The sequence below is a fragment of the Enterobacter cloacae complex sp. P14RS genome (assembly GCF_014895895.1).
Classification (GTDB): Bacteria; Pseudomonadota; Gammaproteobacteria; order Enterobacterales; family Enterobacteriaceae; genus Enterobacter; species Enterobacter bugandensis.
The window spans coordinates 23,580-37,432 of sequence record NZ_JADBQM010000007.1 but is presented as its reverse complement, the minus strand read 5'-3'; the positions used below and the strand labels follow the sequence as shown (position 1 = coordinate 37,432).

General features: G+C 57.5%; 16 protein-coding genes. 4 read left to right on the top strand and 12 right to left on the bottom strand.

The window, feature by feature from the left end; genetic code table 11:
* Window positions 1-13: 13 nt before the first annotated feature.
* A complete protein-coding gene (locus IM295_RS06760; RefSeq protein WP_193066438.1) occupies window positions 14-952 on the bottom strand; it encodes a LysR family transcriptional regulator in 939 nt (312 codons plus the stop codon).
* 109 nt (window positions 953-1,061) lie between these two features.
* Between IM295_RS06760 and IM295_RS06755 the strand changes: the two genes are divergently transcribed.
* Window positions 1,062-2,276 carry an MFS transporter gene (locus IM295_RS06755; protein ID WP_028012710.1) on the top strand — a complete coding sequence of 405 codons (1,215 nt, stop codon included), beginning with the start codon at window positions 1,062-1,064 and terminating at the stop codon, window positions 2,274-2,276.
* Window positions 2,277-2,351: 75 nt separating this feature from the next.
* Here IM295_RS06755 and flgL read toward each other — a convergent pair whose 3' ends face one another.
* From flgL to flgB, 11 genes are all read right to left on the bottom strand, one after another.
* Window positions 2,352-3,305, bottom strand: coding sequence for a flagellar hook-associated protein FlgL (gene flgL, locus IM295_RS06750; protein WP_193066437.1), 954 nt, complete (start codon window positions 3,303-3,305; stop codon window positions 2,352-2,354).
* 14 nt (window positions 3,306-3,319) lie between these two features.
* Entirely contained in the window at window positions 3,320-4,960 is a 1,641-nt protein-coding gene (flgK, locus tag IM295_RS06745) for a flagellar hook-associated protein FlgK (protein ID WP_193066436.1), read from the bottom strand.
* A gap of 75 nt (window positions 4,961-5,035) precedes the next feature.
* Window positions 5,036-5,989 carry a flagellar assembly peptidoglycan hydrolase FlgJ gene (flgJ, locus tag IM295_RS06740; RefSeq protein ID WP_193066435.1) on the bottom strand — a complete coding sequence of 318 codons (954 nt, stop codon included), beginning with the start codon at window positions 5,987-5,989 and terminating at the stop codon, window positions 5,036-5,038.
* Window positions 5,989-7,080 carry a flagellar basal body P-ring protein FlgI gene (locus IM295_RS06735; RefSeq protein WP_028012706.1) on the bottom strand — a complete coding sequence of 364 codons (1,092 nt, stop codon included), beginning with the start codon at window positions 7,078-7,080 and terminating at the stop codon, window positions 5,989-5,991. The genes flgJ and IM295_RS06735 overlap by 1 nt, the downstream gene beginning before the upstream one ends.
* Window positions 7,081-7,092: 12 nt before the next feature.
* Window positions 7,093-7,791 (bottom strand): flagellar basal body L-ring protein FlgH, encoded by a 699-nt coding sequence (gene flgH / locus IM295_RS06730; protein ID WP_023311139.1) that lies wholly within the window; start codon window positions 7,789-7,791, stop codon window positions 7,093-7,095.
* 57 nt (window positions 7,792-7,848) lie between these two features.
* A complete protein-coding gene (flgG, locus tag IM295_RS06725) occupies window positions 7,849-8,631 on the bottom strand; it encodes a flagellar basal-body rod protein FlgG (RefSeq protein ID WP_000625853.1) in 783 nt (260 codons plus the stop codon).
* Window positions 8,632-8,642: 11 nt separating this feature from the next.
* Complete coding sequence (locus IM295_RS06720; protein WP_028012705.1) at window positions 8,643-9,398, bottom strand: flagellar basal body rod protein FlgF; 756 nt, start codon at window positions 9,396-9,398, stop codon at window positions 8,643-8,645.
* Window positions 9,399-9,418: 20 nt separating this feature from the next.
* On the bottom strand, window positions 9,419-10,627 hold the full coding sequence (gene flgE, locus IM295_RS06715) for a flagellar hook protein FlgE (protein ID WP_041910523.1): 1,209 nt from the start codon (window positions 10,625-10,627) through the stop codon (window positions 9,419-9,421).
* Window positions 10,628-10,653: 26 nt separating this feature from the next.
* Window positions 10,654-11,364 (bottom strand): flagellar hook assembly protein FlgD, encoded by a 711-nt coding sequence (gene flgD, locus IM295_RS06710; RefSeq protein WP_041910524.1) that lies wholly within the window; start codon window positions 11,362-11,364, stop codon window positions 10,654-10,656.
* An 11-nt stretch (window positions 11,365-11,375) separates the two neighbouring features.
* Window positions 11,376-11,780, bottom strand: coding sequence for a flagellar basal body rod protein FlgC (gene flgC, locus IM295_RS06705; RefSeq protein ID WP_013097138.1), 405 nt, complete (start codon window positions 11,778-11,780; stop codon window positions 11,376-11,378).
* A gap of 3 nt (window positions 11,781-11,783) precedes the next feature.
* Entirely contained in the window at window positions 11,784-12,200 is a 417-nt protein-coding gene (gene flgB, locus IM295_RS06700; RefSeq protein ID WP_008500815.1) for a flagellar basal body rod protein FlgB, read from the bottom strand.
* A 157-nt stretch (window positions 12,201-12,357) separates the two neighbouring features.
* Here flgB and flgA point away from each other — a divergent pair, with 157 nt between their 5' ends.
* From flgA to flgN, 3 genes are all read left to right on the top strand, one after another.
* Window positions 12,358-13,017, top strand: coding sequence for a flagellar basal body P-ring formation chaperone FlgA (flgA, locus tag IM295_RS06695; protein WP_193066434.1), 660 nt, complete (start codon window positions 12,358-12,360; stop codon window positions 13,015-13,017).
* Window positions 13,018-13,110: 93 nt separating this feature from the next.
* Window positions 13,111-13,404, top strand: coding sequence for a flagellar biosynthesis anti-sigma factor FlgM (gene flgM, locus IM295_RS06690; RefSeq protein ID WP_014883360.1), 294 nt, complete (start codon window positions 13,111-13,113; stop codon window positions 13,402-13,404).
* Window positions 13,405-13,408: 4 nt separating this feature from the next.
* The gene (flgN, locus tag IM295_RS06685; protein WP_028012701.1) at window positions 13,409-13,834 is read left to right on the top strand and encodes a flagella biosynthesis chaperone FlgN; all 426 of its coding nucleotides are present in this window, start codon (window positions 13,409-13,411) and stop codon (window positions 13,832-13,834) included.
* The last annotated feature ends 19 nt before the right edge of the window (window positions 13,835-13,853 follow it).

Sequence of the window (13,853 nt, the reverse complement as noted above, 5' to 3'; positions counted from 1 at the left end):
GGGTCGGCTTTTTTTATGGCTGCTGCACGGGCTTTCTCATCCCGGTGACCTCCGGCATGATCTGCCGCATTAGCTCCAGAAATCGCCGCAAGCGCGCTGGATAATACCGGGACCAGGGGTAAACCAGATGCACCGGTAACGCCGCCGGCTGCCACTCTGGCAGCAAATGTACCAGCCGACCTTCCCGGATATCATCCTGTACCGTCCAGCTGGATACTACCGCCACGCCAAGACCGGTGAGTGCCGTATTGCGTGCGACATACAGACTGTCGGTGCTCAGGCGTGGGGTAATTATCACGCGCGCGGTGGCGGATGATGCCTCGTGAAAAAGCTCCACATGGCGCTGGTAGAAAGAGCTGATGGCAATCCAGGGAAGCTGCTGCAGATCCTCCGGGGCGTTAACCGTCGGAAAGCGGTCCAGCAATCCCGGAGAAGCCACCACCGAGCGCGGCACTTCGGCCAGCAGCACGGACACGGTCGCCGGGTCGACTTCCATTCCCACCCGAATAGCGCAGTCAAGGTTGTCGCCCAGAAAATCAGCCGACCGATCGTTGAGCATCCACTCAATAGAAAGCTGCGGATAACGCTGTAGAAATTCGGTTAGTGGTTTCAGGAGCTGATCCTGACCAAACGCATGCGGTGCCCGCACCCGCAGCACGCCTACAGGTTCATCTTCCGTCTGCCCCACCTCATCTTCCAGCGCCAGCCAGCTGTCAATTACCCGACGGGCATGCTGATAGCAGCGCTCCCCGTCATCCGTCAGCCGCGTCGTGTGGGTGGTGCGCAACATCAGACGCACGCCCAGCATAGTCTCAAGCGACTGCAGCCGCCGGCTCACCGTGGCCTGGGTGGTGTCCAGCTGCCGTGCCGCCGCAGAGAGGGAACCCGCCTCCACAATGCGGACAAACGTCCGCATTAGCTCTACCCTGTCTATACGCTCAGCTCTTTTCATTTACTTTTCATCAATACGTTCAACGTATAAGCGTTTTACCACCGCGCCCGCTACCGCCGCAAGGCGTACTGATAAAAAATAGCCTCACACGATGAATGAGGAACGTCTTATGAACACAACAACCGCCGCCCATGCCGTAAGCCGCTGGGTAATCTTAATGCTGGCGCTGGGTGCAGGCTTCAGCGTGGCATCCATCTATTATGCCCAGCCTCTGCTGCCTCTGATGGGCGCCGACCTTCACCTGAGTATCGAAGGAATGGGCCTGGTCCCGACCCTCACCCAGGCGGGATATGCCTTAGGGATCCTGTTCCTGTTGCCGCTCGGCGATCGCCACGACCGCAGAACGTTAATCCTGATAAAGAGCGCGGCCCTGGCTCTGTTCCTGCTGGGCTGTAGCCTGACCGGACAGATCCACTCCTTGCTGCTGGCAAGCCTGCTCATCGGCATGGCCGCCACCATGGCGCAGGATATTGTCCCGGCTGCGGCGATCCTTGCGCCGGAAGGCAAACAGGGGAAAACCGTGGGTACGGTGATGACCGGTCTGCTGCTGGGCATTTTGCTCTCCCGAACCGTCAGCGGCGTGGTGGGCGAAGCGTTTGGCTGGCGCGTGATGTATCAGCTGGCTGCGGGAAGTATTGCGTTTATCGGCGTGGTGATGTGGGCCGTACTCCCTCGTTTCGCCGTTCACTCCACGCTGAGCTATCCCGCACTGCTGCGCTCGATGGAACATCTGTGGCGTCGCTATCCCGCTCTGCGCCGTGCCGCGCTGGCCCAGGGTTTTCTGTCGATAGCCTTTAGCGCCTTCTGGTCTACGCTTGCGGTCATGCTGCTGGAACGCTATCACCTCGGGAGTGCCGTCGCCGGTGGTTTTGGTATCGCAGGGGCAGCCGGTGCGTTGGCAGCCCCGCTGGCGGGCGGCCTGGCGGATAAACTGGGTGCCGGGAAAGTCACGCAGCTTGGTGCCGTCCTTGTGACCGTCTCGTTTGCCCTGATGTTCCTGATGCCCGCCCTGGGGATTCACGGACAGCTGATTCTGATTGCCGTCTCTGCTATCGGGTTCGATCTGGGCCTGCAGTCCAGCCTGGTCGCGCACCAGAATCTGGTTTACAGCCTTGAGCCACAGGCGCGGGGTCGTCTGAACGCCCTGCTCTTTACCGTGATCTTTATCGGCATGGCTTTGGGTTCCGCGTTAGGCAGCAATATTTACACGCTGGCTGGCTGGACGGGCGTGGTTGCGCTGGCAACGGTCTGCGGCATCATTGCGCTGGCAATCCGTATGATTGAAAGCGCGCGGGTCGCCTCGGCACCAGCAGAAATGGCATAAAAAAAATGCCCAATCCAGACGGATTGGGCAGTAAAACATGCCCAGTTTCAAGACATGTTCCAAGAGGTCAAGATGTTATTTGTTCAGCTGGAACAGAGACATGCCCTGCATATCGCTAAACGCTTTATAAGAGGCCTGCAGGGCCGCCTGCTGCATGGTGTAAGAGGAGATCGCTTCGTTCCAGTCGACATCAACCAGGTCGCTCATCTGCTTGGTCTGACCCAGCGCGCGGTCATCGCCCAGCGTATCGAGTTTTTCCAGCTCGTTCATCTTCGTTCCCACATCCGCAACAACCGTCAGGACATTGTTCTGAGAGTTTTTGATGCCGATTTGCGCGTTGGAAATCACCTGGCTTTGCGCGGCGGCGGCGGCCGGATCGTTCTCAATCGGCGTTTTCAGCGACGCAATGGCAGAGTCCAGGATTTTAAACATGTTGGTGTCGCCATAGCCCCCGCCCGGCAGCTCTTGCGCATTACTGGTAATGCTCTCGAAGATCTGCTGGCCGGTATGGCTGATTGCCATGTTTCGCGCCGTATCAACCTGCTGCGTAATCGCCTCAGTACCACCATTGTAGGTGCCGGTTGCGGCATCAAACGGCGCGGTCTCGGTTTTGTATCCCGCAAAGATAAAACGACCGTTGCCGTCCGTGGTGTTAGCCAGGTTCATCAGCTGGTCGCGGATCCCCTGGATATCGGTCGCCAGAGAGAGACGGTCGTCATCGCTTAAGGTGCCGTTTGACGCGTAGACCAGCTTCTCACGCACGCTTGATAAAGCGGTGTTCACCTGGGTCAGCACGTTATCTTCCAGCGACACTTTTTGCGTGGCAAAGGTGCGCGCTAACGCGAACTGGCTGTTTTGAGACTGAGACTGTGACAGCACAATAGACTGTGAAGCCGCGATAGGATCGTCCGACGGACGGTTAACGCGCTTGCCGGTGGACATTTGTTCACCGTAGCTCAGCCATCTGCTCTGGGAATCGGTGATCCCGCGCATGTTCTGTTCGTACATCATCTGGGTGCTAATACGCATTTTTCACCTCAACCTTAACGAATGTTGATAATTGCATCGAAGAGCGTACTGGCAGTCTGAAGCACCTGCGCGTTGGCGAGGTAATACTGCTGATAACGCTGCAGGTTGCCATACTCTTCGTCGAGGTTTACCCCAGAGATGGTCTGCTGCTGCTTAATTAACTGCGTTTCCACATTGGCTTTCGTCTGGCTACTGACTTTCAGTGAAGCGGTGGTGCTCCCTACGGTGCTCACCAGTGAGGCATAGGCATCGTTAAAGGTTTTGTTCCCGCCAACCACTTTGCTGTTTTGCAGATCGAGCATTTTCTGCCCGTTGCGGTTGTCGCTCTCACCGCCGTTCTGCACCGCGGCCATAGCCAGTTTGGATTCGTCACTGATGGACAGTTCCATGTTCATGATGACGTCAGAGACGGGCTTCACGGTAAAGCTGTCTTTGGCGTTGGCCGAACCGCTGACGTTCACGTTGAGACCGTCAAAAGACAGATTGCCGCTGGCATCCGGGCTCATGGTAAAGCTGGTCTTGTCCGACGTGCGGGTGATGGTCCAGTCGGTGCCGTTAAACTGCAGCTTATAGTCCGTTGCCTGAACTTTGGTGCTGTCCGCAACGGTGGCAGTGACCGCCGCAGTGCCGCTATTCTTGCTGTTGGAAAGCACGGCCGGAGAACCGAAGCCGAACAGCTTACCGCCCGCATCGCCATTGGCATCAAAACCGGCCTCATGCTGTTTGTTCATCGCATCAGCAAAGGCCAGCGCCATCTGGTTCAGGGTGTTACGAGCTTTATCCAGATCTTCAGCACGGAACGTCAGCAAACCGCCTAACGAACCGGTCGTGATCGTCTTTTCCGGGATCTCGACATTACCCACCACGTCATCAACGTAGGCGATAGTGGTACGGGACGGATCGGCGCTGGACTTCACGGCCGCCAGCTGGTTAGCTTTGCTGCCCTGCACCAGGCTGTAACCGTTGCCGAAAGAGATGTTATACGTGCCGCTATCCTGCACAGAGACTTCCACGCCCACGATTTTGTTCAGCTCAGTGACGAGCTGATCGCGCTGGTCGAGCAAATCATTCGGGGATGCGCCCGCGCCAACGCCGGTCAGACGGGAGATCTGATCGTTCAGGTTGGCAATCTGTTTGGCGTAGTTGTTGATCTGCGACACGCTGGTTGAAATCGCGGTATTCACCTGCGAATCCTGATCGCGGAGATACTGATCGTTGGTTTTGAACTGATTGACCAGGCCGCTCGCTTTTCCCAGCACCGTCTGACGCGCAGCCGGGTCTTCCGCGTTGCTCACCAGCGTTTGCAGGCTCTTAAAGAAATCCTGCAGGGTGGTGGAAAGCGAGTTGGTGGTATCGGAGAGCACATCGTCAATTTTTGACATCTGCTGATAGCGCGTGGTCAGGCCGCTGCTCTGGGTCTGCGCGGCGCGCAGCTGGTTGGTGATGAAAGCGTCATATTCACGCTGGACACCGGAGACATACACCCCGTTACCCACCCAGCCACCGCCGGTCAGCGTGCTGTTAGATGCACCCAGCACCGTCGTCTGGCGGGTGTAACCTGCCACGTTATAGCTTGAAATATTATTACTGACGGTATTGAGTGCCGACTGCGCGGCACTGAGGCCACTCATGGCGCTGTTAATCAAACTGGACATGGGGGTTCCTTTTATACGTTCAGACACGAGTCCTGATGAAGGTTATCGGCAACCTCCACCGGGACTTGAGAACTTTCAGAACAGATTTTCGATATCTGTGCTATAGGCTTTGCTGACCTTCTCGCCCATCGATTTCAGCTGCTGGATCATGCTGGTGAGCTTGCGCGCGTAGTTCGGGTCGGTTGCGTAGCCCGCGTTTTGCAGGGCCTGAGCGCCCTGCTCCGCTGTCGCCGCCTGCGTAACGGCGGTATAACGCGGATTTCGGCTCAGCAGGCCTACATAGTCAGACAACGCTTCCAGATACGAGCTGTAAACGCGGAATTTGGCTTTCACCTTCACCGCCGCGCCGTTCTCGTATTCCGTAGTCGTGATCTCGGTGGTCGGCCCCTTCCAGCTGGAGGTGGCCTTCACGCCGAAGATGTTGAAGCTCGGGTCTCCGTTTTCCTTGCGGATCTGGCGCTGGCCCCAGCCCGACTCCAGCGCGGCCTGGGCCAGAATCAGGTGGTGAGGCACGCCGCTCTGTTCACTGGCAAGCCGTGCCGGCAGAGAAAGCTGCGCCAGGAAGTCTTTGCTGTCACCGGAGAGCGCCTCGTCGCCGCTGCCCGTTGCATTCGGTATCGCTTTACGCACCATCTGCGTCAGCGCCTGGTTCTGATAACTGGTCACCGTTTCGAGGTCGAACTTCATCGGCACCTGCGGCGGCTGCTCTTCTGGCTGAACACCCTGTGCGGCAGCGGTCTGTTTGACAATCATGTCAGCCAGACCGAGGCCTTTACCGGCGGTCATCTGCTGCGCAATCTGCTGGTCGTACATGCTGGTATAAAGACGCGTTGAATCGCTGCTGAACATCCCGTCTTTCGGCAGGGTTTCACGCATGCTTTTCAGCATCATCTGTACAAACATCCCTTCCACCTGGCGGGCGACCGGGCGGATATTCGCCGCCGGGTCTTTACCTGCTTTGGCTTTCAGTTCGTTGAGCGACTGGGCGTCCCAGGCGGCACTGGTCAACAGTTTGCTATCGGTCAGCATCAGATGATTTCCAGTTTGGCGCGCAGACAGCCCGCGCTTTGCATCGATTGCAGAATGGACATCAGATCCATCGGCGTCGCGCCCAGGGCGTTCAGGGCACGCACCACGCTGTTCAGGTTGGCGCTGGAGCGCACGCTCTGCAGGGAACCGCCGCTCTGGCGTAAATCAATCTGCGTTTGCGGCGTCACTACCGTCTGGCCGCCACCAAATGGTGTATCCGGCTGGCTGACGTTGGCGGAACGGTTAACCGTCACCGACAGGTTACCCTGCGCCACGGCACAGCTATCCAGCGACACTTCCCGGTTCATCACCACGGATCCCGTACGGGAGTTGATGATCACTTTGGCATCCTGCACCGGCACGTTCACTTCCAGATTCTGGATATCCGCCAGCATGCGCACCTGGTTGCTGCTGCCGGTGGAGGTGCGGATCTGCACGGTACGCGCATCCAGTGCCGTGGCATTGCCATAGCTGCGGTTGATGGTGTCGGCAATCTGCTGCGCCATCGTGAAGTCTTCATTATTCAGCTGCAGGTTGATGGTGTTGCCCGCGCCAAACTGGGTCGGCAGTTCACGCTCGATGATCGCACCGTTGGTGATGCGCCCGCCGTTCAGCTGGTTCACCTGTACGCTGCTTCCGCCAGCGGATGCGCCAGCCCCGCCAACCAGGATGTTCCCCTGCGCCAGCGCGTAGACCTGGCTGTCGACGCCTTTCAGCGGGGTCATCAGCAGCGTACCGCCGCGCAGGCTTTTGGCGTTACCCATTGAGGAGACCACCACGTCAATGGTCTGCCCCTGGCGCGCAAACGCCGGGTATGAGGCAGTGACCATTACCGCGGCCACGTTTTTCAGCTGCATGTTGGTTCCCGCCGGCACGGTAATGCCGAGCTGGGAAAGCATGTTGTTTAAGCTTTGGGTGGTAAACGGCGTCTGGGTGGTCTGGTCACCGGTACCGTCCAGCCCCACCACCAGGCCATAGCCAATCAGCGAGTTCCCGCGGACGCCCTGAACGCTGGTGAGATCGCGAATGCGATCGGCCTGGGCAAACGTTGCGACAAGAACCAGCGCCGCGGCGAAGATCGATTTAAACATGGGTCACCTCGCTTACATCGGCGATAAATTAAGGAAGAAGCGCTGCAGCCAACCCATATTCTGCGCTTCATTAATGTAGCCGTTACCGACGTACTCAATGCGCGCATCCGCCACCTGGGTGGACGGAACGGTGTTGGTGCCGCTGATGGTGCGTGGATTCACCACGCCCGAGAAGCGAATGAATTCAGTGCCCTGGTTAATGGCGATCTGTTTTTCACCCACGACGTGTAAATTGCCGTTAACCAGCACCTGGTCAACCGTGACCGTCAGCGTACCGCTGAAGGTGTTGCTGGCGTTCGCGCCACCTTTACCGTTAAAGGTGTTGCCGCCGGAGGCCTCAACATCCGCACGGGCATTGCCGAACAGGCCCTGCAGATAGCGTGGAACGGTGTCAAAGCCAAAATTGGTTTTGCCATCGCGGCTGGCGTTCGCCGACGAGCTCTTGCTCGCGCTGACGTTTTCCTGCAGCACAATGGTCAATGTATCGCCGACGTTACGCGGGCGGCGATCTTCAAACAGCGGCTGATAGCCGTAGTTAATAGGCTGCGCGGTCTGGAAAATGGAGCCGTTTACGACTGGCGCAGGGCCAGGAACGGGTTGGGCAGTCGTCGCACCCTGGACCAATGGTTTAGACGGGATCAAAGCGCACCCGCTGAGGGTGACGGCCAGAACAGTCAGTATCGGATAACGAAACGCCGCGTTTTTTTGCATTGCCTTCATCTTCGAAAACAGGGAGCCGGTGCGGGGTTTACCGCACCGGGCTACACCTTAGAGTTGCGTCAGTTTCTGCAGCATCTGATCGGTCGTCGAGACTGCTTTACTGTTAATTTCATACGCGCGCTGGACCTGGATCATATTCACCAGCTCTTCCGCCACGTTCACGTTGGAGGTTTCGACATACCCCTGATACAGCAGACCGGCACCGTTCAGGCCTGGCGTACTTTCATTTGGCGTGCCGGAGGATTGCGTTTCGGTGTAGAGGTTCTCACCAATGCTTTCCAGACCGGTATCGTTCATGAAGGTGGTCAGGTTGAGCTGTCCGACCTGGACCGGCGCGGCCTGCCCCTGCTGGGTCACGCTCACGATACCGTCACGGCCGATGGTAATGCTCAGGGCGTTCGCCGGAATGGTGATCGCAGGCTGAACCTGGAAACCGCCCGCCGTCACCAGCTGACCGTTCTGATCGACCTGGAAGGAACCGTCACGGGTGTAGGCAGAGGTCCCGTCAGGCAGCTGCACCTGGAAGAAGCCCTGGCCTTTGATCGCCACGTCTTTGCTGTTGTTGGTCTGAGACAGGTTGCCCTGGCTGTGCAGACGCTCGGTCGCCACCGGGCGAACGCCGGTACCGATCTGCAGGCCTGACGGCAGCGTCGTCTGTTCAGAAGACTGCGCGCCCGGCTGGCGGATGGTTTGATAAAGCAAATCTTCGAAAACGGCGCGCTGACGCTTGAAACCATTGGTGCTGACGTTTGCCAGGTTGTTGGCAATCACATCCATGTTGGTTTGCTGCGCGTCCAGGCCAGTTTTCGCGATCCATAAAGAACTGATCATAAAGAGTCCTGTTAACTCATCGACAGAAGTTGGTTAGCCTTGCCCGCGTTTTCGTCCACGCTGCTGATAATTTTCATCTGCATTTCAAAACGACGGGCGCTGGCGATCATGTCGCTCATGGCGGCTACCGGCTTAACGTTGCTGCCTTCCAGAACACCGGACATCACGCGGATGCTCGGATCGGCCTGTAATGTGGCACCACGGGTAGCCTGAGCTGCCTGGGTCAGACGGAACATGCCATCGTCGCCACGCTGCACCTCTTTGCCTTCCGCTTTGACCAGCTTCAGACGCCCGACGGGAGCAACGGTGTTGGCCGGATCGCCCGGGTTCAGCGCCGAGATGGTGCCGTCCGCGGCGATGGTCAACTCAGAGCCTTCCGGCACGGTCAGCGGGCCCGCTTCACCCATCACCGGATGCCCCTGAATCGTCAGCTGGCCGGTCGCGCTGACCTGGATATTCCCGTTACGGGTATAGCCCTCGCCACCGTCCGCCGTTTGCACCGCCAGCCAGCCGTCCTGCTGCAGCGCAACGTCCAGCGGGCGTGAGGTGTAATCCATCTGCCCTGGCGTCATGTCTGCACCCGGGGTGGATGCCGCCACCAGCGTACGGGTCGGCAGGGAGAGCCCCTCCACCGGCACCGCGCGCAGCGCATTCAGCTGCGCGCGAAAGCCCGGCGTAGAGGCGTTTGCCAGGTTGCTGGCGGTAACGGCCTGCTGGCTGAGCGTCTGACTTGCCGCGCCCATCGCGGTATATATTGCGTGATCCATTGCGCTTTCCTGTTAGCCGCTTAACGCAGGTTAACCAGCGTGTTGAGGATCTGATCCTGGGTCTTGATGGTCTGCGCATTCGACTGATAGTTACGCTGCGCGACAATCATGTTCACCAGTTCTTTACTCAGGTCCACGTTAGAGGCTTCCAGCGCGCCGTTGGTCAGCGTGCCGAAGTTACCGGAGCCCGCGGTGCCCAGCAGGGCAACACCGGAAGACTGCGTGGCAGACCAGACGTTATCCCCTTCGGACTTCAGGCCTTCGTTGTTGGCGAAGTTTGCCAGCACGATCTGGCCCAGCACCTGAGTCTGCTCGTTGGAGTAGTTCCCGACGACGGTGCCGTCATCGTTAATCTGATAGCTCACCAGGTCGCCCGGCTTGAAGCCGTTCTGATTGGTCGCCACGATATTGTTCGCACCGGTGTTCTGCTGCATGGAGTTAGCAAAACTCATCGCGAAGGTCGCCGGGTCTGCACCTGGGATAGTCGCGGTAGTGATGTTGATGTTTCCACCCCCGATCAACGTACCGTTATTATCGAAGGTCAACGTCGTGGCCACTGCCGCCGCGCTGCCTGCCACGCTGCCGTCCTGGGCATACACTTTCCAGGAGTTAGCCGGGGTTGCATCTTTGACGTAAAACAGGTTCATGTTGTGCGCATTACCCTGGCTATCAAAGACGGTTACCGTACCTTTTTTGTTGTAGGTATCCGGGTTGGCCGGATCGAAGGCGGCGGTTGGTGCGGCATCGGTGGAGTTGAGGTTAATCTGCTGGGAAGCCGTGGTGGTGGACTTCGCGGCCATCAGCGTGGTCGGGATATTAATCGCCTGTGGATTCGCACCGGTCTGAACCGTTGATGGCGTTCCGGCAACCGGATACCCCGTTAATTGCATCCCCTGCATGTTCACCAGGTTACGGTTTTCGTCCAGCTTGAACTGGCCGTTACGGCTGTAGAACACCGAGCCGTTTGCATCGACCATACGGAAGAAACCGTTCTGGCTGATGGCAACGTCCAGGCCACGACCGGTGTTGGTAGTGGTACCGTCGGTAAAGTCCTGAGTGATGCCCGCAACTTTTACGCCCAGACCCACTTTGGAACCGGCAAACATATCTGCAAAAGACGCAGAACCGGATTTGAAACCATAGGTCGCGGAGTTGGCGATGTTGTTGCCAATGACGTCCAGGTTGGTGGCCGCAGCATTCAGGCCGCTGACCGCTTGAGAAAAGGCCATGACTTACTCCTGATAAGTGTTAAGGCTTAGATAATCTGCCGAACTTCGTCGAGTGTGGTGGTACCGGAGGTACCCAAATCCAGTTTGTTGCCGTCGCCCCCTTTAATCACGCCCTGAACCAGCGCGAACTGCAGCGGCTGCGCCACCAGCTGGGTTGTCCCGTTGCTGGCGCTAATCGCGACTTTGTAGGAGCCATTTGGTGCTTTCGTGCCGTCGGTCAGGCTGCCGTCCCAGGTAAAGGTGTGAACGCCCGCTTTCAGCTCGCCGATGTCGATGGTGCGAACCACGGCGCCGGTTGAGTCGGTGATCGTCGCCGTCACTTTGTCAGCCGCCTGCTGCAATTCAACGCCGAACGGCGTAGTGGTGGTGGTCGATGTACCGTCGGTGGTGCTGGTGCCCGCCAGGATCGTGGTCCCCGGGATCATCACGCCGTGACCAATCAGGCTTGCCGCCTGCAGGGACTGAGCGCTGTTAATCTGACCGGAGACGGAACCGAGGGTGGTGTTCAGTTTCTCAATGCCGCTCACGGTACTGATCTGCGCAAGCTGCGTGGTCAGTTCGTTGTTCTGCATTGGGTTAGTCGGATCCTGGTTCTTAAGCTGCGCCACCAGCAGCGTCAGAAAACTGCTCTGCAAATCGGAGGCATTGCTTCCCGTCAGGGAGCTGGAGCTTGTCGAACTTTTGGTGTTGTTAACACCCGTGTTCGTCGGATCATTCACATTTACGGCGATGGACATGCATGTCTCCTTTACTGGCCGAGAGTGAGTGTTTTGAGCATCATGCTCTTCACGGTATTAAGCACTTCGACGTTCGCCTGGTAGCTACGGGACGCCGACATGGAGTTCACCATCTCGCCTACCACATCCACGTTTGGCATCTTCACGTATCCGTTAGCGTCCGCGAGCGGGTTACCAGGCTCATACACCAGCTTGTCCGGCGCCTGGCTCTCAACCACGTCAGACACCTTCACACCGCCCGTTGCCGCGCCTGGCGCAGCGTCGACCTGAAACACAACCTGTTTGGCACGATAAGGCTGTCCGTCAGGTCCGGTCACGCTGTCGGCGTTCGCCAGGTTACTGGCGGCCACGTTCAGACGTTTGGACTGGGCGGTTAACGCCGAGCCGGCGATATCAAAAATATTCAGCAAGGCCATTTATCAGTTGCCCCCCTGCAGGACGTTCATCATGCCTTTGATTTGTCCGCCGAGTACGGTCAGGCCCGTCTGGTATTTCAGGCTGTTATCGGCAAACTGCGTACGCTCCCGGTCCATATCCACGGTGTTACCGTCGAGTGAAGGCTGGTCAGGGATGCGATAAAGTAAATCGGTCGCTGGCGCGGTCATCGCCTGAGCGGGAATATGGCGAGAGGATGTCATGGCGAGTGCAACACCGGTTCCTTCGGCACGTCCACGCTCCATCACCTTTTTGAGCTCACTGGAAAAATCAATATCGCGCGCCTGATACCCGGGCGTATCGGCGTTAGCGATGTTGGCGGCTAAAATCTCCTGCCGCTGGGCGCGTAAATTGAGCGCTTCCTGCTGAAAACGTAACGCGGCGTCGAGTTTATCGAGCATGTCTCCTCCGCTGATGGCAAAATTTCAGTTCACAGCTTAAATCTCACCCGGTCTCCCCTATCGACGGAATAAGCACAAAATGCGTCGCTATTTATTCCGTTGATGCAAAACCACTGCAGGTAGAATTCATCCAACTCTGGAAACGGTGGAACTTGCGATGCAAACGTTAAAACGTGGCCTGATGGCAACCTTCTTGCTGTTTAGCCCTCTGGTGAATGCCGGGGATTTACAGGATGCGCTGACGAATTTTTTTGCCCAGAAGCTGGCGGGCTTTAGCGATGACGTTAACGTGACCATCCGCACGCCGCCGAATCTGTATCCGACCTGCGAGCAACCGTCATTCAGCGTGACGGGGACCACGAAGCTGTGGGGCAATGTGAACGTCCTGGCACGCTGCGCCAACGAAAAACGCTATTTACAGGTTGCAGTTCAGGCGACGGGCAATTATGTTGTCGCCGCCGTACCCATTGTGCGTGGCAGCGCGCTGCAGACAAACAGCGTGACGTTAAAGCGCGGGCGTCTGGATCAGCTCCCGCCGCGGACAATGCTGGACATTAACCAGGCACAGGACGCCGTCAGCCTGCGCGATGTCGCGCCGGGCCAGCCGATTCAGCTCTCCATGCTGCGCCAGGCGTGGCGTGTCAAAGCGGGACAGCAGGTGATGGTCGTTGCCAACGGAGACGGCTTTAGCATCAACAGTGAAGGGAAAGCGTTAAACAATGCCGCGGTAGCGCAAAACGCCCGCGTCAGAATGTCCTCAGGCCAGGTGGTGAGCGGAACCGTCGATTCTGATGGGAATATTCTGATTAACCTATAATCTTTTTAAAGATTTCGCGGCGCGTGCCGATAAATATTCCACTAATGATGATGTCAGGCGCAAACGCCGCGAACCCTCGATGAGGACAACACTATGAGCATTGATCGTACATCAGCCCTGAAGCCGGTAAGCGCTGTACAGCCTCGCGAAACGAACGACGCAACCCCTCAGAAAACGCGTCTGGAAAAACCGTCAACGTCTAACAGCACCAGCGTGACCCTGAGCGATGCCCAGGCAAAACTGATGCAGCCAGGCAGCAACGATATCAATATGGAACGTGTTGAAGCGCTGAAAACGGCTATTCGCAACGGTGAGCTGAAAATGGACACCAGCAAAATCGCTGATGCCCTGATTCAGGAAGCACAGAGTTTCTTACAGAGTAACTAACCGTATGAGTCGACTGTCAGAAATACTGGATCAAATGACGGTTGTCCTGAACGACCTGAAAACGGTAATGGATGCTGAACAACAGCATCTCTCTTCCGGTCACATTAACGGCAGCGCGCTGCAGCGTATTACTGAAGATAAGAGTTCGCTGCTGGCCACGCTGGATTATCTGGAGCAGCAGCGCCGCGCCGAGCAGGACTCGAAGCGCAGCGCCAATGACGATATTGCCGAGCGCTGGCAGACCATTACCGAAAAAACCCAGCATCTGCGCGATCTCAACCAGCATAACGGCTGGCTGCTTGAAGGCCAGATAGAACGTAATCAGCAGGCGCTTGAGGTGCTGAAGCCGCATAAAGAAACCGGACTGTACGGCGCGGATGGTCAGACGGCGACGGCACGTATTGCGGGTGTAAAAAAGATTTCGATTTGACGCGTAAGCGACAAATCAT